The organism is Klebsiella sp. 2-CIP_Kleb., from assembly GCF_050378715.1.
Classification (GTDB): Bacteria; Pseudomonadota; Gammaproteobacteria; order Enterobacterales; family Enterobacteriaceae; genus Klebsiella; species Klebsiella quasipneumoniae.
The window spans coordinates 854,610-876,611 of sequence record NZ_JBNRLG010000001.1; the positions used below are offsets into that span (position 1 = coordinate 854,610).

Annotated in this window: 13 protein-coding genes; 3 read left to right on the top strand and 10 right to left on the bottom strand. The window is 61.8% G+C overall.

Going from position 1 to position 22,002, the window contains the following annotated elements; all coding sequences use genetic code 11:
- The first annotated feature begins 5 nt into the window (after positions 1 to 5).
- Positions 6 to 902 (top strand): DMT family transporter, encoded by an 897-nt coding sequence (locus ACQUTP_RS04300; protein ID WP_135711939.1) that lies wholly within the window; start codon positions 6 to 8, stop codon positions 900 to 902.
- On the opposite strand, the gene narI is transcribed toward ACQUTP_RS04300, so the two are convergent.
- From narI to ACQUTP_RS04325, 5 genes are all read right to left on the bottom strand, one after another.
- Positions 899 to 1,576: a respiratory nitrate reductase subunit gamma gene (gene narI, locus ACQUTP_RS04305; RefSeq protein WP_002910189.1), complete on the bottom strand. Its 678-nt coding sequence runs from the start codon at positions 1,574 to 1,576 to the stop codon at positions 899 to 901. The genes ACQUTP_RS04300 and narI overlap by 4 nt on opposite strands.
- Positions 1,576 to 2,286, bottom strand: a complete 711-nt coding sequence (gene narJ / locus ACQUTP_RS04310; RefSeq protein WP_049003801.1) for a nitrate reductase molybdenum cofactor assembly chaperone — start codon at positions 2,284 to 2,286, stop codon at positions 1,576 to 1,578. Before narJ ends, narI begins: the two co-directional genes overlap by 1 nt.
- Entirely contained in the window at positions 2,283 to 3,818 is a 1,536-nt protein-coding gene (gene narH / locus ACQUTP_RS04315; protein WP_004203183.1) for a nitrate reductase subunit beta, read from the bottom strand. Before narH ends, narJ begins: the two co-directional genes overlap by 4 nt.
- Entirely contained in the window at positions 3,815 to 7,558 is a 3,744-nt protein-coding gene (locus tag ACQUTP_RS04320; RefSeq protein ID WP_023318562.1) for a nitrate reductase subunit alpha, read from the bottom strand. The genes narH and ACQUTP_RS04320 overlap by 4 nt, the downstream gene beginning before the upstream one ends.
- Before the next feature lie 404 nt (positions 7,559 to 7,962).
- Positions 7,963 to 9,351, bottom strand: coding sequence for a NarK family nitrate/nitrite MFS transporter (locus tag ACQUTP_RS04325; protein ID WP_004203185.1), 1,389 nt, complete (start codon positions 9,349 to 9,351; stop codon positions 7,963 to 7,965).
- A 311-nt stretch (positions 9,352 to 9,662) separates the two neighbouring features.
- Here ACQUTP_RS04325 and narX point away from each other — a divergent pair, with 311 nt between their 5' ends.
- The gene (gene narX / locus ACQUTP_RS04330) at positions 9,663 to 11,441 is read left to right on the top strand and encodes a nitrate/nitrite two-component system sensor histidine kinase NarX (protein WP_285754970.1); all 1,779 of its coding nucleotides are present in this window, start codon (positions 9,663 to 9,665) and stop codon (positions 11,439 to 11,441) included.
- Between the two features lie 10 nt (positions 11,442 to 11,451).
- The gene (gene narL, locus ACQUTP_RS04335) at positions 11,452 to 12,102 is read left to right on the top strand and encodes a two-component system response regulator NarL (protein WP_002910198.1); all 651 of its coding nucleotides are present in this window, start codon (positions 11,452 to 11,454) and stop codon (positions 12,100 to 12,102) included.
- Here narL and ACQUTP_RS04340 read toward each other — a convergent pair.
- From ACQUTP_RS04340 to ntrB, 5 genes are all read right to left on the bottom strand, one after another.
- A complete protein-coding gene (locus ACQUTP_RS04340; RefSeq protein ID WP_057215924.1) occupies positions 12,099 to 13,481 on the bottom strand; it encodes a YchO/YchP family invasin in 1,383 nt (460 codons plus the stop codon). The genes narL and ACQUTP_RS04340 overlap by 4 nt on opposite strands.
- Before the next feature lie 153 nt (positions 13,482 to 13,634).
- Entirely contained in the window at positions 13,635 to 16,241 is a 2,607-nt protein-coding gene (locus tag ACQUTP_RS04345; RefSeq protein WP_211773942.1) for a nitrate reductase, read from the bottom strand.
- Positions 16,241 to 20,308: a nitrite reductase large subunit NirB gene (gene nirB, locus ACQUTP_RS04350; protein WP_285754972.1), complete on the bottom strand. Its 4,068-nt coding sequence runs from the start codon at positions 20,306 to 20,308 to the stop codon at positions 16,241 to 16,243. Before nirB ends, ACQUTP_RS04345 begins: the two co-directional genes overlap by 1 nt.
- 10 nt (positions 20,309 to 20,318) lie before the next feature.
- Positions 20,319 to 21,107 carry an ABC transporter ATP-binding protein gene (locus ACQUTP_RS04355; RefSeq protein ID WP_080846902.1) on the bottom strand — a complete coding sequence of 263 codons (789 nt, stop codon included), beginning with the start codon at positions 21,105 to 21,107 and terminating at the stop codon, positions 20,319 to 20,321.
- Between the two features lie 9 nt (positions 21,108 to 21,116).
- The gene (gene ntrB / locus ACQUTP_RS04360) at positions 21,117 to 22,001 is read right to left on the bottom strand and encodes a nitrate ABC transporter permease (RefSeq protein ID WP_004203197.1); all 885 of its coding nucleotides are present in this window, start codon (positions 21,999 to 22,001) and stop codon (positions 21,117 to 21,119) included.
- Position 22,002 lies beyond the last annotated feature (1 nt).

Here is a 22,002-nt window from a genome sequence, read left to right on the forward strand (position 1 = left end):
GAAATATGCAAATTACCCGCGGCGTCTGGCAAATGAGCCTGGCGATGATAATTTCTGGCTCGATCGGCGCGTTCGTGCTGCTCTCTGGTTTGCCGGTAATTGATGTGGTGTTCTGGCGCTGCCTGATTGGCGCGCTCACCCTGCTGCTGTTCATCATTCTCAGCCGCCAGCCCTTCAGTCGTCTCACGCGCTTCACCCTCGCCCTCGCGGTACTTGGCGGCATCGCGCTGGTCATCAACTGGCTGCTGCTGTTTGCCGCCTACTCGCGTATTTCAATTGGCATGGCCACGGTGGTCTACAACACCCAGCCGTTTATGCTGGTGCTGATGGGCATGGTGTTGGGGGAACGGGTCAGCGCCGTAAAATGGGGATGGTTACTGCTGGCCTTCGGCGGCGTGGTGATCCTGCTGTCAAGCGAGCTTGCCCCGACGCACGGCGAAAGTCTCACGGCCGGCGTTTTGCTGGCATTAGGCGCGGCATTTTTCTATGCCCTGACCGCCATCATCGCCCGCAAACTGCATCCGCTCCCTGCTCAGCATATTGCCTTTATTCAGGTGCTCGTCGGCGTCGTGATGCTGCTGCCGCTGGTGCAAATGCCCGACTTTTCTGCCAGCTTCCCCTGGCGCTATCTGCTGATCCTCGGTGTCGTCCATACCGGGATCATGTATCAGCTTTTATATAGCGCGATACAGAAGCTGCCGACGCCCATTACCGGTTCGCTCTCCTTTATTTATCCGTTGATGGCGATGGGGGTCGACTATCTGGTCTTCCATCATGCGTTAACCCCTGTGCAGTTGCTCGGCGGGATGCTTATTCTATTTGCCGCCGCCGGGAATAACCTCGGCTGGGGCGAAAAAAAACCCCGCCAGGGCGGGGTCAGTCAGCGGTCGCGGGCCAGTTAGCGACGGGCGCGGACAATCTGGTATTTGCGCGTCAGGTACTCTACCGGCGCGCTCCAGATATGAACCAGGCGAGAGAATGGGAACAGCAGGAACAGGGTCATCCCCAGCACCAGGTGGACGCGGAAGATAAACGCCACGCCATCCAGGTGCTGCGACGCACCGCCGTGGAAGGTGACCACCGACTGCGCCCAGCCGACCAGCTTCATCATTTCGCTGCCGTCCATATGCTGGGCAGAGAATGGGATCGTCAGTAGACCCAGCGCACACTGCACCATCAGCAGGGAGAGGATCAGAATATCCGCGCCGGTGGTGGTGGCACGCACGCGTGGGCTGAGCAAACGACGCTTAAGCAGCAGTAAACCGCCCACCAGGGTCATCACGCCGCAGGCGCCGCCGGCGATCATCGCCATCTTCTGCTTGACGTCGATCGGCAGGAAGGATTCATACATCCAGTGCGGGGTCAGCATGCCGAGGAAGTGGCCGGCGAAAATGCCGAGGATGCCGATATGGAACAGGTTCGACGCCAGGTTCATTCCCTTACGGTCCAGCATCTGGCTGGAGGCGGCGCGCCAGGTGTACTGACCGTAGTCGTAGCGCAGCCAACTGCCGATCAGGAACACTGAACCCGCAATGTACGGATAAATGTCAAAGAAGAACATATTCAGGAAGTGCATTATTGCTGTCCTCCGTTAGAGATATTCAGATATTGCGGGGCCACGGCTCCGGCAAAACGACGCTGGTGAGCGGAAATCTCCGACTCGCCGCAGCCCTGGTCGGCAAAGAATTTCACCTGTTCTTCTTCCCAGACCGCGTCCAGCGCCTGCAGCGTATCGTCGCGGGCTTCGTCGGCAATCTTCTCCGCCACCTTCTGGCTGTCGACCTGAGTGTTTGCCAGCTTCAGCAGCAGTTCGAACAGCACCGCATAGCGGCTCTCGCGCTGCTGCAGCCGCGCGCTGAGCAGGCCGAGGATCGGCGCAACGTCCCGCAGGCCGCCAAGCGCTTCCTCTTCCGGCAGCTGCGCCAGATACTCCAGATACAACGGCAGATGATCCGGCAACTCATGGCTATCGAGCAGCAGACCGTGGCGCTCATACTGCGCCATCAGATCAACCATCGCCTGCCCGCGATCGCGGGATTCGCCGTGCACGTGTTCAAACAGCAGCAGCGAGGTGGCCCGGCCGCGGTCAAACAGTTCGCTATAGGCCGCCTGGGCATCCAGCGGATCCTGAGTCAGCAGATCGCGCAGAAAAACGCCCAGCGCGTGAGCATCCTCTTTGCTGAGTTTCTCTGATGACGCAAGCGCCTCGAACATCTCCTGCTGATGCTGCCATAAGGCAGCGTCAGGGTATTCGAGCAGGCGCGACACAATCACAAGTTCAATCATGCGTGCGGCTCCGTTTTGCTGGTCACGTCGATGGCGTCGATGCGACGGCTGTTGAACAGGTTGAACTGGCTGTCAGAGCCGTGGCAGCCGTCACCAAAGCTAAAGCCGCAGCCGTTTTTCTCCGGGAACGCTTCCCGCGCCTGTTCACGATGGCTGCTTGGCACCACGAAACGATCTTCGTAGTTAGCGATCGCCAGGTAGCGGTACATCTCCTGAGCCTGCGCTTCGCTTAAGCCCACCTCATCCAGCGCGCGGGTATCGACAACGCCGTCAACGGTTTCCGCCCGCTTATAGTGACGCATCGCCAGCATCCGCTTCAGGGCCAACAGGACCGGTTGGGTATCGCCGGCGGTCAGCAGGTTCGCCAGATACTGCACCGGAATACGCAGGCTTTCCACGTCCGGCAGGATCCCATTGCTGCCGAGTTCGCCGGCATCGGCGGCGGACTGAATCGGCGACAGCGGCGGCACGTACCAGACCATCGGCAGGGTGCGATATTCCGGGTGCAGCGGCAGGGCCAGCTTCCAGTCCATCGCCATTTTCCAGACAGGCGACTGCTGCGCGGCTTCAATCACCCCCTGCGGTACGCCATCTTTCAGCGCCTGCTCAATCACTTTCGGGTCGTTCGGATCGAGGAACACGTCCAGTTGACGCTGATAGAGATCTTTCTCGTTCTCGGTGCTGGCGGCATTTTCGATCGCATCCGCGTCATACAACAGGACGCCGAGATAGCGGATTCGGCCCACGCAGGTTTCGGAGCATACCGTCGGCATTCCGGATTCAATACGCGGGTAGCAGAAGATGCACTTTTCGGACTTTCCGCTCTTCCAGTTGAAGTAGATTTTCTTGTACGGGCAGCCGGTGATGCACATCCGCCAGCCGCGGCACTTGTCCTGGTCGATGAGCACGATGCCGTCTTCTTCACGCTTATAGATGGCGCCGCTCGGGCAGGTCGCGACGCACGCCGGGTTCAGGCAGTGCTCGCACAGGCGCGGCAGATACATCATGAAGGTGTTCTCGAACTGGCCGTACATCGCCTTCTGCATGTTGTCGAAGTTCTGGTCTTTGGCGCGCTTTTCAAACTCGCCGCCGAGGATCTCTTCCCAGTTCGGACCGCTGGTGATCTTGTCCATCCGTTGGCCGGTGATCAGCGAGCGCGGACGGGCGATCGGCTGGTGTTTACTCTCCGGGGCGTTATGCAGGTTCTGGTAGTCGTAATCGAACGGCTCGTAGTAATCATCGATGCCCGGCAGATGCGGGTTCGCGAAGATTTTACCTAACAGCATCGCGCGGTTGCCCATGCGCGGCTGCAGCTTGCCGTTGATTTTGCGGATCCAGCCGCCCTTCCATTTCTCCTGGTTTTCCCAGTCGTTCGGAAAACCGACGCCAGGCTTACTCTCCACGTTATTGAACCAGGCGTACTCCATCCCTTCCCGGCTGGTCCAGACGTTTTTACAGGTGACCGAGCAGGTGTGGCAGCCGATGCACTTATCGAGATTCAGCACCATGCCGACTTGTGAACGAATTTTCATTTTACGCTCTCCTGTACCTGGTCATTGCCTTCGCCGTCTAACCAGTTAATGTTCTTCATCTTACGTACCACCACAAACTCATCGCGGTTGGAGCCGACGGTGCCGTAGTAGTTAAAGCCATAGGCCAGATGGCCATAGCCGCCGATCATATGGGTCGGTTTCGGCGTAATACGGGTAACCGAGTTGTGGATCCCGCCGCGCTGGCCGGTAACTTCAGAGCCTGGCAGGTTTACGATGCGTTCCTGCGCGTGGTACATCATGGTCATCCCGGCCGGCACGCGCTGGCTCACCACGGCGCGCGCCGTCAGGGCGCCGTTGGCGTTGAACACTTCGATCCAGTCGTTATCTTCGATCCCCAGATCTTTCGCATCCGCCTCGCTCATCCAGACGATCGGTCCGCCGCGTGACAGGGTCAGCATCAGCAGGTTATCGCTGTAGGTCGAGTGGATACCCCATTTCTGGTGCGGGGTCAGGAAGTTCAGCGCCTTCTCAGGGTTGCCGTTGGACTTCTCGCCCATCACCGCTTTCACCGAGCGGGTGTCAATCGGCGGACGATAAACCAGCAGGCTTTCGCCAAAGTCGCGCATCCACTGGTGATCCTGATACAGCGACTGACGACCGGACAGGGTACGCCATGGGATCAGCTCGTGAACGTTGGTGTATCCGGCGTTATAGGAGACGTGTTCGTCTTCCAGACCTGACCAGGTCGGGCTGGAGATAATTTTCCGCGGCTGCGCCTGAATGTCGCGGAAACGGATCTTCTCGTCTTCTTTGTTCAGCGCCAGGTGCGCGTGCTCACGGCCGGTGATCTCGCTCAGCGCTTTCCACGCCTTCACCGCCACCTGACCGTTCGTTTCCGGTGCCAGGGTGAGGATCATCTCCGCGGCGTCAATGGCCGTCTCCAGCTTCGGCTGACCTTTCGCCGGGCCTTCCGCCTTGGTGTAGTTGAGCTTACGCAGCAGGTCCATTTCGCTCTGGGTATTCCAGGCGATGCCTTTCCCGCCGTTGCCGATGGTTTCCAGCAGCGGGCCAATAGAGGTGAAGCGCTCGTAAGTCGCCGGATAATCACGCTCGACCGGAATAATATGCGGTGCGGTTTTCCCCGGAATCAGGTCACATTCGCCCTTCTTCCAGTCTTTGACGTCCAGCGGCTGCGCCATTTCCGCGGCGGAATCATGCTGGATCGGCAGCGTAACGACGTCGGTTTCTTTACCGAGGTGACCCACGCACAGTTCAGAGAATTTCTTCGCGATACCTTTATAGATATCCCAGTCGCTCTTCGATTCCCAGGCCGGGTCAACGGCCGCCGACAGCGGATGAATAAACGGATGCATATCCGAGGTATTCATGTCGTCTTTTTCATACCAGGTGGCGGTCGGCAGCACGATGTCTGAGTAGAGACAGGTGCTCGACAGACGGAAGTCGAGAGTCACCACGAGATCCAGCTTGCCGTCGAGGCCGTTATCTCGCCATTCGACTTCTTCCGGCTTCACGCCGCCCTGCTTGCCAAGGTCTTTACCCTGAATGCCGTTCTCCGTACCCAGCAGGTACTTGAGCATGTACTCATGGCCTTTACCGGAGGAGCCCAGCAGGTTGGAACGCCAGATAAACAGGTTACGCGGATGGTTTTTACCGTTTTCCGGCTGCTCCGCCGCAAAGCGAATCGATCCCTCTTTCAGGGATTTGACGGTGTAATCCACCGGCGTCATGCCGGCTTTTTTCGCCTCATCGGCGATGCGCAGCGGGTTAACGCCCAGCTGCGGCGCCGACGGCAGCCAGCCCATCCGCTCGGCGCGGACGTTGAAGTCGATCAGATGGCCGCTGTAGCGGGATTTATCCGCCATCGGCGACAGCAGCTCCTGCGCGGTCACGGTTTCATAGCGCCACTGGCTGGAGTGGTTGTAAAAGTACGAGGTGCTGTTCATATGGCGTGCCGGACGCTGCCAGTCAAGGGCGAACGCCAGCGGCTGCCAGCCGGTCTGTGGACGCAGTTTTTCCTGGCCCACATAGTGCGCCCAACCGCCACCGCTCTGGCCGACGCAGCCGCAGAAGATCAGCATGTTGATCAGACCGCGGTAGTTCATGTCGAGGTGGAACCAGTGGTTGAGACCCGCCCCGACGATAATCATCGAGCGACCATGGGTTTTATCGGCGTTATCGGCAAACTCGCGGGCGGTACGGATGATATGCGCGCGGGAGACACCGGTAATTTTCTCCGCCCAGGCCGGGGTGTAGGCTTTCACTTCATCATAGCTGGCGGCGCAGTTGTCATCGTTCAGACCGCGCTCCAGGCCATAGTTGGCCATGGTCAGATCGTACACGGTGGTCACCAGCGCGCTGGAGCCGTCGGCCAGCTGCAGGCGTTTGACCGGCAGTTTGTGCAGTAGAATGTTTTCAAGAGCGACTTTGTTGAAGTGCTCAGAACCTTCGCCGCCAAAGTACGGGAAGCCAACGTCCGCCACCTCGTCATGGCTGCCGAGCAGACTCAGACGCAGCTCAATCTCTTCGCCGGTTTTGCCATCGCGCTGTTCGAGGTTCCATTTGCCTTTATCGCCCCAGCGGAATCCGAGGGAACCGTTCGGCACGGTGAGATCGCCTTTCTCGTCAAAGGCGACGGTCTTCCATTCCGGATTCTTTTCCTGACCAAGGGAATCCACGAGGTCGGACGCGCGCAGCGTGCGGCCGGCGGCGTAATAGCCGTCGCGCTCCTCAAGCATCACCAGCATCGGCATGTCGGTGTAGCGACGCACGTAATCGGTGAAATACTGGCTCGGCTTATCAAGATGGAACTCACGCAGCATCACGTGGCCCATCGCCAGCGCCATCGCGGCATCGGTACCCTGCTTCGGCGCCAGCCACAGATCGCAGAGCTTGGCGATTTCGGCGTAGTCCGGAGTGATAGCCACGGTTTTGGTCCCTTTATAGCGAACTTCAGTAAAGAAGTGCGCATCCGGGGTACGGGTCTGCGGCACGTTGGAGCCCCAGGCGATGATATAGCTGGAGTTGTACCAGTCGGCGGATTCCGGCACATCGGTCTGCTCGCCCCAGGTCATCGGCGAGGCCGGCGGCAGGTCGCAGTACCAGTCGTAGAAGCTCAGGCAAGTGCCGCCGATAAGCGACAGGTAACGGGCGCCGGAGGCGTAGGAGACCATCGACATCGCCGGGATCGGCGAGAAGCCGGCCACGCGGTCCGGACCGTAAGTTTTCACGGTATAGACGTTGGAGGCGGCAATCAGCTCGTTCACTTCCTGCCATGAGGAGCGGACAAACCCGCCGCGACCGCGAGCCTGTTTGAAGCTTTTGGCTTTGTCGGCGTCTTCGATAATCGAGGCCCATGCCGCGACCGGATCGCTATGCTGAACCTTCGCCTCCCGCCACATCTTCATCAGGCGTTTGCGCATCAGCGGGTATTTCAGGCGGTTCGCGCTGTACAGATACCAGGAGTAGCTGGCGCCGCGCGGGCAGCCGCGCGGTTCGTGGTTTGGCAGGTCCGGACGGGTGCGCGGATAGTCCGTTTGCTGGGTTTCCCAGGTCACCAGCCCGTTTTTGACATAAATCTTCCAGCTGCATGAACCGGTGCAGTTAACACCGTGAGTGGAACGCACAATTTTGTCATGCTGCCAACGTTGACGGTATCCATCCTCCCAGTCCCGGTTGGTGTTTAGAAGCTGGCCGTGCCCATCGGCAAAGGTTTCACCCTTCTGTTTGAAGTAGCGAAACCGGTCCAGGAATTTACTCATCGGGTTTCTCCTGATATGGAGCCTGACGGCTCTCTGATAAATCGACATTGCTGGATTTGCAGCGAAGGTAACGCTATGAAAGCGGGCGGGAATTGATAGCGATCAATACGGACTGGCTTGTTAACGTGGCGCAAATTGGCAATTACCACCAAGGTGGTACAAAACTCAGTTTTTTAATTTGCTGTTTTTTAAGGTTTTTTATCGGAAAATGGCTCACCGGGCGCGGAATTGTTCACCAGGGAGGTATTAAGGGGTAGAGCGGTGACGCTGGTAAGCCATCCCTTCCCGGCTCAGTGGCCAAAATGAATAAAAAAGCCCAATAGTATGTTGTAACTAATTAAGCCAGTAAAAAAGGCGCCTCCCTCAGGAGTGCGCCTGTATGAAGCGACATCGACTATGGCGAATTACTGACGCTTACGGCCGTATACCGCCCAGGTGATGATTACGCAGGCAATATAGAAGATCAGGAAGACTTTCATCGCGCCGGCCGGCGAGCCGGTCAGATCCAGCGAGATTCCGAACGCCTTCGGAATAAAGAAGCCGCCGATGGCGCCAATGGCGGAGATAAAGCCCAGCGCCGCCGCGGTATCGGTCGCCGCCTCGCGCATCGCCTGGGCTTCGCTGCCGCCCTGGGCCTTCACCCGGTCCATGGTCAGCTTACGGAAGATCACGGAGATCATCTGGAAGGTGGAGGCGCTGCCCAGCCCGGCGGTAAGGAACAGCACCATAAACACTGCAAAGAAGGCGATGAAGTTGCCGCCCTGGCCATTGGTCGGCAGCGTCAGGAACAGCAGCGCGCAGAAGACAGCCATCACCACGAAGTTCACCAGCGTCACGCGGGTACCGCCGAGACGGTCGGAGATCGCCCCGCCCATCGAACGCGCCAGCGCGCCAATAAACGGACCGAAGAAAGCGTAGTGCAGGATCTGCACGTCCGGGAACTGGGTTTTCGACAGCATGGCAAAACCGGCGGAGAAACCGATAAAGGAGCCGAAGGTCGCCAGATAGAGCAGCGCCATGATCCACAGATGCAGGCGTTTAAGCACCGGCAGCTGTTCGCTCAGCGAGGCTTTGGAAGCGGACAGGTCGTTCATAAAGAACCACGCCGCCAGGGTGAAGATAATCAGGAAAGGTACCCAGATCCACGCGGCGTTTTCCAGATACAGCATCGAGCCATCCGGCTGCTGGCTGCCCGTCCCGCCAAAAATGGCAAACACCGAGACCGACACCACCAGCGGTGCGACCAGCTGCATCACGCTGACGCCCATATTGCCGAGGCCGCCGTTGACGCCCAGCGCCCCGCCCTGCTTCGCTTTCGGGAAGAAAAAACTGATGTTGGCCATACTGGAGGCGAAGTTGGCCCCGGCGAAGCCGCACAGCAGAGAGATGATGACGAAGACGCTAAACGGCGTGGAAGTATCCTGGACCGCAAAGCCCAGCCACACGCACGGCACAATCATGATCCCGGTGCTGAACGCCGTCCAGCGACGGCCGCCGAACAGCGGCACCATAAAGGCGTAAGGCACGCGCAACAACGCGCCGGAGAGCGCCGGCAGCGCGGTCAGCATAAACAGCTGATCGGTCGTAAACTGAAAGCCCACTTTGTTGAGGTTAACGGCAACGGCGCTGAACAACATCCATACGCAGAACGCCAGTAACAGACAGGGAACGGAGATCCATAAATTGCGGCTCGCCACATGGTGGCCGCGCTGTTGCCAGAATTCAGGATCTTCAGGCCGCCAGTCGGTAATGACCGAGCGATTAGCCTTCTCCGGGAGGGAAGATTGACTCATAGATACCTCTGATTATTCATATTTCCTGCCGCTACCTTAGGGGTTGCCCGGGGCGGTAAGTTGATATAAATCAAAGGAAAAGCGCGGACTAATTTGTGCAAAAATAGACCATGCTCCGAAGTGAGTAGAGAATGGTGGGAAAAAAAGTGTGGTTTTTCACACGGCTGCCGGGATGCGTATAACCCCTCTCCCAACGGTGCCTACCACCGACAATTAAGGAGTAACTCTTTGGGGGTATGGGTATACTCCAGGGGATAGTCGAGAATAAGCGCCACTCCCGGAGACACGACCGGTCAGGAGCCACGCATTCCATGTTAAAACGTCTTTTTACCCCGCTGACGCTGGTCAATCAACTGGCGTTGATCGTCCTGCTTGCCACCCTTACAGGCGTCGCCGGCATGGCGATCTCCGCGCGCCTGGTCAACGGCGTACAGGGCAGCGCGCACGCCATTAACAAAGCCGGATCATTACGCATGCAGAGCTACCGGCTGCTGGCGGCGATCCCGCTGAATGAACACGATCAAAAGCTGGTCGATGATATGACCGCCACCGTCTTCAGTCCGGAGCTGCAAAACTCCGCCCGCCGCGACGGACAGGAGCGCCAGCTGCAGGCCCTGCAGCAGTACTGGCAGCTGTCGCTGGCTCCCGGCATGCAGCGCGCGGTCAACCAGGCGGAGGTCGCCCAGGATGTCGCCGACTTTGTCGATCGTATCGACCAGCTGGTGACCGCATTCGACCATACCACCGAGCAGCGTATCGAACGGGTAGTCTGGATCCATCGCCTCCTCGCCATCGGCATGGCGCTACTGCTGATCTTCACCATCATCTGGCTACGCGCGCGGCTGCTGCGGCCATGGAAACAGCTGCTGAGCATGGCGCGAGCGGTGAGCCAGCGTGATTTCACCCAGCGGGCGCACATCAGCGGGCGCAACGAAATGGCGACTCTCGGCATGGCGCTAAATAACATGTCGGAAGAGCTGGCGGAAAGCTACGCCGTGCTGGAGCGCCGGGTGCAGGAGAAGACCGCCGGGCTGGAACAGAAGAACGAGATCCTCGCCTTCTTATGGCAGGCCAACCGCCGGCTGCACGCCAACGCCCCGCTCTGCGAACGCATTTCGCCGGTGCTGAACGGTCTGCAGGGTCTGACGCTGCTGCGCGATATCGAGGTGCGGGTCTACGATCTGGAAGATGAAGACAACCATCAGGAGTTTACCTGCCACTCGGATAATGAATGTGATGACATGGGCTGCTACCTCTGCCCACGCAACCTGCCGCCGCTACCGGATGGCGGCACAACGCTGAAGTGGCGGCTGTCGGATGCGCATAATCAGTACGGCATCCTGCTGGCGACGCTGCCGGTTGGCCGTCATCTCAGCCACGATCAGCAGCAGCTGGTGGATACGTTGGTTGAACAACTGACCAGCACCCTGGCGCTGGACCGCCATCAGGAGAAACAGCAGCAGCTGATCGTCATGGAAGAGCGGGCCACTATCGCTCGCGAGCTGCATGACTCCATAGCCCAGTCGCTATCCTGTATGAAGATGCAGGTTAGCTGTCTGCAGATGCAAGGCGACGCCTTGCCGGCGGAGAGCCGCCAGCTGCTGGGGCAAATACGTAACGAGCTGAATACCTCGTGGGCCCAACTGCGGGAGCTGTTAACCACCTTCCGCCTGCAGTTGACCGAGCCGGGCCTGCGCCCGGCGCTGGAGGCCAGCTGTCAGGAGTACAGCGCCCACTTCGGCTTTACGGTGCAGCTTGATTATCAGCTTCCGCCGCGCTTTGTGCCGTCGCATCAGGCCATACACCTGCTGCAGATCGCCCGCGAAGCGTTAAGCAACGCCCTGAAGCATGCCAGCGCGACGGAAGTGACCGTGACGGTGTCACAACGCGATAACCAGGTCCGTCTGGTGGTGGCGGATAACGGCCGCGGCGTGCCGGACCACGCCGAGCGGAGTAACCATTACGGTTTAATTATTATGCGGGATCGCGCGCAAAGCCTGCGCGGCGACTGTCAGGTTCGGCGCCGGGAAACCGGCGGGACCGAAGTGATCGTCACGTTTATCCCGGAAAAAACGTTTTCCATCCAATAAGGAGACCCCCATGAGTCAACAGGAACGGGCAACCATCCTTCTCATTGACGACCATCCGATGCTGCGCACCGGCGTGAAACAATTGATTAGCATGGCGCCGGACATCCAGGTGATTGGCGAAGCCAGCAATGGCGCGCAAGGTATCGAGCTGGCGGAGTCGCTGGATCCGGATCTGATCCTGCTGGACCTCAATATGCCGGGCATGAATGGCCTGGAAACGCTGGACAAACTGCGTGAGAAATCGCTGTCTGGGCGGGTGGTGGTCTTCAGCGTCTCTAACCATGAAGAGGACGTTGTTACCGCCCTCAAGCGCGGCGCCGATGGCTATCTGCTGAAAGACATGGAGCCGGAAGATCTGCTGAAAGCGCTGCAGCAGGCGGCCGCCGGAGAAATGGTATTAAGCGAAGCGTTAACCCCGGTGCTGGCCGCCAGCCTGCGCGCCAACCGCGCCACCTCCGATCGCGACATCAGCCAGTTGACCCCGCGCGAGCGCGACATCCTCAAGCTTATCGCCCAGGGGCTGCCGAACAAAATGATCGCCCGCCGGCTGGATATCACCGAAAGCACCGTCAAAGTGCACGTCAAGCACATGCTGAAGAAAATGAAGCTCAAATCCCGGGTGGAAGCCGCGGTATGGGTCCACCAGGAGCGAATTTTTTAAGGCGAGTCCGTCCAGGAGACGCCTGGCGCGGTGAACTTGACCAGCGGCTCGGTCAGCGCCAGGGCGATCTCATTGGATGAGACGCGCTGCCCCTGTTTATCCTCTACCACCACCGACAGGCGCCAGCGGTTCGCGGCGCCCGGTTCACTGTTCCACACCGGCATAATCACGCTCCAGCCATCGGGGCTGCGGGCATCCACCGGCGGCGTCAGGCTGAGCGCCTGGGTGTCGCCCTGCCAGTGCAGCGACTTGATACCGTGCAGACTATGGATCTGCAGCTTCAGCTGCACCGTCTCCCCGGACTGTAGATCCCAGGGCGGCGTGGCCAGATAGACCGTCAGATTTTTGCGCTGCCGATACTCCACTACCGGCAGATTATCCCGCTCCGGGCTGTCGAAGCGGCTGCCGCGCAGCGAGTTGCTGAACGCCACCTCGTCCGCCGCCAGCTGCTGCTTGAGCGGCACACCAAAGCGGTAGTTGAGCTTCAGGCCAACGTTATTCTGGCTGACGCCATTTTCCCCTTGCTTATGTTTGGCGGTCACGGTGACCAGCGGGACCGGGGTGTAATTGAGCCCGACGGAGACGGCCACCGGGTTATGGTAGCCAGTGCCGGTGTGAAACAGATCGACGCTGTCGCCGAAGTATTGTTCGACGCTGACGCTGGTGTTGATGTGCTCATAAAACGGCAGTCGCGCCTGGGCGGTAACGTCATACCCTGCGGCCATCCGCTGCTCCTGGGTTTGATTCTCCCGCAGCTGCCAGTCGCCCAGCGGATGGTAGTAGTTCGCCGACAGGCGGAGATATTCTCCCCACGCCTCGGCGCCGACGCTGCCGCGAGCCAGGCTTTCGCTCAGCACCTTGTCATAAAACGAGTTATAGCCCAGCAGCCAGCCGCCGACCCGCCAGCGCTGGCCAAGCCCAATGTTGCCCACCAGATCGTTCTCGCGCCGGGTCACCGAATACTGGTTCCACGTCAGGTAGCGATCGTTATCCTGCAATGGCACGAACCAGCTCCCTTTACTGCCGGTGAACTTCCCCTCTTTATCGACCAGCAGGTCGACATTGGCGTTGCCCCATGGCGAGAGCCAGCTCTCCAGCTGGTGGCTCACTTCATTGCCGAGTTTGTTAATGGCGAACATCTGCGCCTGTTCGCCCGCCGTCAGTCCGTTATCGCTCATGCTGGCCTCGCCGAACTTCTTAGCCACTTCGGCAAAGTGTCTGGCGTCGTCATCGACCTGCGGGGCGATCCCCAAATCGGGCAAGGAAGGTTCTTCCTGGGGAGTAAGAGTGGTGTGACTGGCGGTCAGCGCCCAGACGGGAACGCCCGGCAGCAGCAGGAGAATGATCAGGGATGGCAGCAAACGGTACGACACAGGCATCAACTGGTTTTGCGCGGGCTCGCAGAAAAAATTGGAAGATGGTTTTAGTTTATCGTTTTTTCCCCTCTCCCGCAGCCCTGAGGACAATTCCAGGAATATGCTGAAACCGGTTGGGCAATCTGTCGCCCAACCACAGAAGATATCGCCCCGCCGTTAGGCCCCGGCGCGGGCCGGTTGCGTCGCCAGCAGCGCGTTGAGCTCCGGCACGCAGGAGCCGCAGTTGGTCCCGCACTTCAGCCTGGCGCCCAAAGCCCCGACGCTGGCGCAGCCGCTGGCGATGGCCTCGCCGATCGCCCGCTCGCCGACCCCAAAGCAGCTGCAGACAATCCGCCCCGGCGGCGCGGCGGCAGCGTCCGGTCGGCCGCTGAGCAGCGCATGGCGCCGGGCGGCATCGGACGGCGGCGTGGCGAAGGCGGCGCTTACTCCCGCGCTATCCACCGCCGGCTCGCGCGCATCGCTCCACCAGCCCAGCATCAGCCTCCCCTGATGCCACGCCAGTAGGTTCCACACTGCGCCGCCGTCTGCTATCTGCAGCTGCCAGCCGCGCTGCTCGCACCAGACCCTGAGCCACTGGCGGGCTGACGCCTCCCCGGCCAGCGAGTAGTGCAGCACTCCTGTCGCCGCCCGCCGCCGCCAGTGCCAGGCCGCAGGAAATAGCAGCGGTTCGCGACAAAACAGTTCGCTGTGCCAGGCTGGCTGCCAGGCGGCGATGGCCACCGCCGCCTGTTTACTCTCCGGCTGGGCGGAATGCGGGTCCGTGACGGCGGCCAGCAGGTTATTCACCCGCCCCTGGCGGGCGAACTGATTGTTCCAGTGCATGGGGACAAACAGCGAGCCGGGGCGCTGGCCTTCGCTGATCGCCACTTTCGCCACCATCACCCCATGGCGCGACCAGATCCGCGCCAGCCCATCGGCGACAAGCTGGTAGCGAACGGCGTCCTGCGGCGCCACCTCCACCACCGGCTCCGCGATATGCTGCATCAGCCGCGGCACAGCACCGGTGCGGGTCATGGTGTGCCACTGATCGCGGATCCGCCCGCTGTTGAGGATCAGCGGATAAAAGACATCGGTTGCCGCCCGGGTCGGCTGAGGCGTCACCGGCACCATTCGCAACCGGCCATCGCGATGCCAGCCGCGCGTGACATCCAGGTCGGCGCGGCGGCGGCTGACTGGCCAGCGGACCGGCGCCATGGCGTCCCACGCCTCGCGGCTGAGATCCGCCAGCGCGCCGATATCAAACGCCCGCTGGCCGTCGTTTTCGAAACCGGACAGCGCCGCATGCTCGCGGAAAACGTCATGCGGATGCTGCCAGGCAAACGCCTCGCGATATCCCAGCGCCTGCCCCACTCGGGCGATGATCCACCAGTCCGCTTTCGCCTCCCCCGGCGGCGGCAGAAAGCTGCGCTGACGGGAGATGCGCCGCTCCGAGTTGGTGACCGTGCCATTTTTCTCGCCCCAGGCCAGCGCCGGAAAACGGATGTGGGCGAAATGTCCGGTATCCGTCTCAGCGGCAACATCCGAGACGATCACCAGCGGACAGCCGGCCAGCGCCTGGCTCACCGCGTGGCTGTCGGGGAGGGACACCACCGGATTGGTGCCCATGATCCAGACCGCTTTCACCTCGCCGCGGCCGATGGCGGCAAACAGCTCCACGGCGGTCAACCCCGGGGTCTGCGCCAGCCGCTCGGTTCCCCAAAAGCGGGCCAGCCGCTGCAGATCGGCCGGCACAAAATCCATGTGCGCCGCCAGCATCGTCGCCAGCCCACCAACTTCGCGCCCCCCCATGGCGTTGGGTTGACCGGTCAGCGAAAAGGGGCCGCAGCCGCGGCGGCCATACTTTCCGCTAGCCAGATGGACGTTGATGATGGCATTACATTTGTCGCTGCCGCTGGCTGACTGGTTAATTCCCATGGTGTAGAGGGTGATGGCCCGCGGGGCGGCGATAAAATCGCGATAGAAACCCGCCACCTCATCGGCAGCCAGGCCGCAAAAATCAGCCACCTTCGCCACGTCCCAGCCACTCGCTTCGGCCAGCGCCTGCGAGCCATCGCGAAAACCGTCGACGCAGGCTCCGGCCTGCGCCAGGGCGTTAAGCAACCCCACGAACAGCCCGCCGTCGCTTCCCGGCGCCAGCGCCAGATGGCGATCGGCGATCTCGCAGGTGGCGGTGCGTCGGGGATCGATCGCCACGATCTGCAACCGGGGATTGCCCCGCTTCGCCTGCGCCAGACGCTGGTACAGCACCGGATGCGCCCAGGCAGCGTTTGAGCCGACCACCACCACCAGATCGCTGTTTTCCACATCCTCATAGCTACAGGGCACCACGTCGGCGCCAAAGGCCCGCTTGTAGCCGGTCACCGCCGACGACATGCATAGCCGCGAATTGGTGTCGATGTTCGCCGCGCCGATAAACCCCTTCATCAGCTTGTTGGCGGCATAGTAATCCTCGGTTAACAGCTGGCCGGAGGCGTAGAAGGCCACCGCCTGCGGGCCGTGCTGGTCGATAACCTGTTGCAGGCGAGAAGCGGTCTCCGCCAGCGCCTGAGGCCAGGTCACCTTCTGGCCGTCCACCTCCGGCGCCAATAGCCGCCCCGCCAGGCCCGTGGTCTCCCCGAGGGCAGCCCCTTTGACGCACAGACGGCCGAGGTTGGCCGGGTGCTGGTCGTCGCCGCGCACGCTCACCCGCCCCGCGTCATCTACGCTCGCCAGCACCCCACAGCCTACGCCGCAGTAGGGACAGGTCGTTCGGATGGTCTTCATCATGAGGCCTCCGCTCGCGCCAGCAGCTGCTGGCTGCCCACCCACACTTTGCCGTTTTCCACTTTCACCGGCCAGGCGCGCACCGCCTGTTCACCGCCGTCGCACGGCCAGCCGTCGCGCAGGCGAATCCGCTGTTTGTACAGCGGGGAGATCACCACCGGTTCCCCGCTGACGTCCCCTAACAGCCCCCGCGACAGCACGTTGGCCGCGCTGCCCGGCTCGCGGTTGTCCAGGGCATACACCCGATCGCCGAAGCGGAACAGGGCGATCTGCCGCTCGCCTAACCGGGCGCCGATCCCCGCCTGCGCCGGAATGGCGTCAAGGTCGCAAATCGCCTGCCACGGCCGGGATGGGAGTTCGCCTTCGGGCAACGCTTCAGCAGGCAACGGCTGCGGCTGACCGCGCAGATCGTGGCGCTGCACCGCCTCGTCGGGCTGGTCGCTGTTAACGAAGGAGCGGAACAGCGCCAGACGCTGCGGATCGTTGAGGGTGGTCTGCCACTCGCACTGGTAGCTGTCGACGATGCGGGCCATCTCCTGCTCCAGCTCCTCGCCAATGCCGAGGCTATCCTCCAGCACCACCTGCCGCAGGTAGGCGACGCCGCCCTCCAGGTTGTCCATCCAGGTGCTGGTGCGCTGCAGGCGGTCGGCGGTACGGATATAGAACATCAGCAGACGATCGATGCTGCGGATCAGCGTCGCTTCGTCGAGATCGCTGGCAAACAGGTCGGCGTGACGCGGTTTCATTCCGCCGTTGCCGCAGACGTAGAGATTCCAGCCTTTGTCGGTGGCAATCACTCCGATATCTTTGCCCTGGGCTTCGGCGCACTCGCGGGTGCAGCCAGAGACCGCCATCTTGATCTTGTGCGGGGCGCGTAGCCCTTTATAGCGATGCTCAAGCCGCACCGCGAGCCCGGTGGAGTCCTGCACGCCGTAGCGACACCAGGTTGCGCCGACGCAGGACTTCACCGTGCGCAGCGACTTGCCATAAGCGTGGCCGGTTTCAAACCCGGCGTCGGCCAGCTCGCGCCAGATAGCCGGCAGCTGTTCCAGCTGCGCGCCAAACAGGTCGATGCGCTGGCCGCCGGTCACTTTGCTGTAGAGCTGATAACGTTTGGCGATCTGCCCGATGGCGATCAGCCCGTCCGGCGTCACTTCCCCCGCCGCCATCCGCGGCACCACCGAATAGGTTCCGTCCTTCTGAATGTTGGCGAAATAGCGATCGTTGGTATCCTGCAGCGGCAGGTGCGCCGGCTTCAGCAGGTATTCGTTCCAGCAGGAGGCCAGCACCGAGGCCACCAGCGGTTTACAAACCTCGCAGCCGTGCCCCTGGCCGTAGCGGCTAATCAGCTGCTCGAAGGTATGGATATGGTTGACCCGCACCAGGTGGTAGATCTCCTGGCGCGACCACGGGAAATGCTCGCAGACGTCTTTTTTCACTTCGACGCCCTGCGCCGCCAGCTGGTACTCCATCACCTGTTTCACCAGCGCGCTGCAGCCGCCGCAGCCGGTGGCCGCTCTGGTGCAGCTTTTTATCGCCGCCATATCCCCCGCGCCATTGTTCACCGCCTGGCAGATATCGCCTTTGCTGACGCTATGGCAGGAGCAGATCGGCGCGCTGTCGGGCAGCGCCGCCACCCCCAGCGCCTTCGGCGCGGCCCCCTCCAGCGCCGGCAGGATCAGGCTCTCCGGACGCGGCGGCAGCGCCATGCCGTTCAGCATCATCTGCAGCAGCGTGGCATAGTCGCTGGCGTCCCCCACCAGCACGCCGCCAAGCAGGGCTTTGCCGTCCTGACTGACGACGATTTTTTTGTAAACCTGCTGCGGACCGTCGGTCCATTGATAGCTCTGGCAGCCCGGCGTGCGCCCCTGCGCATCGCCAAACGAGGCCACGTCAACCCCCAGCAGCTTCAGTTTGGTGCTCATGTCGGCACCGCTAAAGCAGGCGTCCTCTCCTGCGAGGGTGGCTGCGGCGATCCGCGCCATCTGATAGCCCGGCGCCACCAGGCCGTAAATTTTATTATCCCACAGGGCGCATTCGCCTATCGCCAGCACGTCCGGGTCAGAGGTGCGGCACTGGCCATCAATGCCAATCCCCCCGCGCTCGCCGACCTGCAGCGCGCAGCCGCGGGCCAGCGCGTCCTGCGGGCGGATCCCCGCCGAGAAGACCACCATGTCGGTCAACAGCGTGCCACCGTCGGCAAAGTTCAGCCTCAGGCCGTCGGCCTCGCTCACGATGGCGGTGGTGGCTTTGCTGGTATGCACCCCCACGCCGAGGGCGACGATCTTCTCCCGCAGCATCGCCGCCCCGCCGTTATCCAGCTGGACGGCCATCAGGTTCGGGGCAAACTCCACCACGTGCGTCTCCAGCCCCAGCTGTTTCAGGGCGTTGGCGGCCTCCAGCCCGAGCAGGCCGCCACCGATCACCACCCCGCGCTTCGCCGCGGCGGCATGGGCGGCGATGCGGTCGAGATCGTCAAGGGTGCGATAGACAAAGCACCCGTCGAGATCGTTGCCAGGGACAGGCGGAACAAAGGGATAGGAGCCGGTCGCCAGCACCAGTTTATCCCAGTGGGTTTCATGTCCCTCGGCGTCCCGCACCAGCCGCGCGTCGCGGTCGATCGTCGCCACCGCCTTGCCGAGGCGGAGTTCGATGCCGTGCCGGTGAAAGAAATCATCGGCCACCAGCGACAGCGATTCGGCGCTGCGTCCGGCGAAATATTCGGAGAGGTGCACCCGGTCGTAGGCGGCGTAACGCTCTTCGCCAAACACCACGATACGATATTGCTCATGCAGGTTGCGGCTCACGCATTGTTCGAGAAAATGGTGGCCGACCATGCCATGTCCCACCAGCACTAATACAGGTTTCGTCATCGTCATTATTCCTGCAGCCTGCGGCTGCGTTGAAGAAGGGTCAAAAAGCCAGTCCGGGGTGGCGGGCTCGTCGCTTTCCAGGCGCGCGGTGAGCGCGGCGGCGGCAGTGCAATTGCCCATCAGCAGCACGCCGCGCAGGCGGCCGTCGCGCAGCAGCAGGCGACGATAGTGGCGGTCGATGGGGTCCCAGCTGGTAAAAATGTCATCCTGTTCGCCGGCCTGCTGCTCGCCAGCGCTAAAGAGTTCAATGCCGGTGACCTTCAGCCGGGTGCCGACGTCCTGCCAGACAAAGCCCGCGCTGGGGACGCCGCACAGGCGATCCGCCAGCACCTCGGCCTGACGCAGGCAGGGAGCCACCAGCCCCCAGGTGTGGCCGTCAATTTCGCAACATTCGCCAATGGCGCTGATCCCCGGCAGCGAGGCGGCCATCTGGCGGTCAACCACGATCCCCCGCTGGCACAGCACACCGGACTGCGCCGCCAGACGGCTGTTGGGCTGCACGCCGGTCGCCAGCACCACTCTGTTGGCGCGGAATACGCGCCCATCCGCCAGCCGCACGCCGTCGGCGTCGATGGCGGCGATCCGGCACTCCAGCACACAGCGAATGCCGCGCGCTTCAAGCTGCTGCCTGAGCTCATCGGCGGCAAAAGCGTCGGTCAGCGGCGCCATTAATCCGCCGCCGCGATGCAGAAGAGTGACCTCTCCGCCGTAACGACGCAGCGCTGCCGCCGCTTCCACCCCCAGCACCCCACCGCCAATCACCACCGCCGGGCCGGGTATCGCCAGAATACGTTCCACGTCCGCCAGGGTGCGGAAGGGCATAACCTGCGGACGATCAATGCCCGGCAGCGGCGGGAAAAAGGGCCGCGAACCGGTGGCGAACACCAGCTCATCCCACGGCAGCCAGGTCTCCGCGATGCGCAGCCGCCGTTGCACAACATCGACTTCATTCACCGCTTCGCCAGACCGCAGGCACACCCCGTGCCGGGTGTACCACTCCGCCGGCAGCAACGGGAGCTGCGCCGCTGTTTTTTCGCCAGCCAGCAGCGGCGAGAGCTGGATGCGGTTATAGGCCGGGTGCGGCTCGTCGCCGACGACGGTAATGGCAAACCGCGCAGGGTCGCGCTCAACCAGCCGCTGCACCAGACGGGTGGCCGCCATGCCGTTACCGATCACCACCAGTCGCCGCGTCATGACCGCCTCCTTACGCCGCTTTCGGCTGTTTTTCATACAGGAAATGGAGGATCTGCTGGCGCAGATGGTGATACCGGCTGTCGTCCGCCAGCTGAACGCGGTGGCGCGGACGCGGCAGATCGACCGAGAGGATCTCGCCGACCGTCGCTGCCGGGCCGTTGGTCATCATCAGCACCCGGTCGGAGAGCAGCACCGCTTCATCAACGTCGTGGGTGATCATGACGATGGTGGTATTGAGCTCCTGCTGAATCTGCATCACCGTGTCCTGGAGGTGGGCGCGGGTCAGCGCGTCCAGAGCGCCGAAGGGCTCATCAAGCAGCAGCACTTTCGGCTTCATCGCCAGCGCCCGGGCGATACCCACCCGCTGCTTCATGCCGCCGGAGATCTCCCCGGGCCGTTTATGCAGCGCATGACTCATCTGCACGCGCGCGAGGTTGTGTTCGATCCACTCCCGACGCTCATGCTTGCTCATGGTGCGACGGAACACCTGGTCCACCGCCAGCGCCACATTGTCGAAACAGCTCAGCCACGGCAGCAGCGAGTGGTTCTGGAAAACCACCGCCCGCTCCGGCCCGGGCCCGGCGATTTCGCGGTTATCGCACAGCAGTCCGCCCTCGGTAGGGGTGGTGATCCCGGCGATCAGGTTTAGCAGAGTCGATTTTCCGCAACCCGAGTGGCCGATCAGGCTAATGGTCTCCCCTTCGACGATATCGAAGGAGACATTCTGCAGCGCCAGGAACTCGCCGCTGGCGGTGTTGAAGCGTTGGCTGACGGCCTGCACCTGAATTAATGGTTTCATGTTGGCTCCTTATTTTTCCTGCCAGCTAAAGCGGCGGGCGAGCAGCATCAGACCCTGCTCCAGCAGCAGGCCGACGACGCCGATAATGACGATGGCGATGATGATGTTTTCCACATTGAGGTTGTTCCACTCGTTCCAGATCCAGAAGCCGATCCCCAGCCCGCCGGTGAGCATTTCCGCCGCCACGATCACCAGCCAGGCGATGCCGATGGAGAGGCGCACGCCGGTAAGCACCGCCGGCAGCACCGCCGGAAAGAGAATTTTGCGCATCACCGTCCACTCCGAGAGCTGGAGGACGCGGGCGACGTTGAGATAGTCCTGCGGGATCCGCCGCACGCCTTCCGCGGTGTTGATCACCATCGGCCAGATGGAGCAGATAAAAATGGTCCAGCTGGAAGCCGGCTCCGCCTTCTGGAACAGCAGCAGGCCAATCGGCAGCCAGGCCAGCGGGCTGACCGGGCGCAGCAGAGCAATCAGCGGATTAAACATGCGGGCGAAGAACAGCGAACGGCCGATCAAAAAACCCAGCGGAATGCCCGCCAGCGCCGCCAGGCCGAAGCCCACCGCCACGCGCTGCAGAGAAGCCAGCACGTTCCAGCCGATGCCCATGTCATTCGGCCCGTCCTGATAGAACGGATCGGCAAACAGGGTCAGCGCCGAGTCCAGCGTGCTCAGCGGCGTGGGAAAGCCTTTGCTGTGCATCGCCGCCAGCTGCCAGGCCAGCAGCAGCACCCCCAGCCCCAGCAGCGGGGGCAGCAGGCGCTGGATGAGCTCACGCAGCCAGCGCGTGACGGTTGGCGTGGTGCGCCGGACCTGCACCGGCGGCAGGAGAATCACTTCGCCAGGCGCGTTCTCCACGCTGACGACCGGTTGCTTACGTTGTGCCTGCTTCATC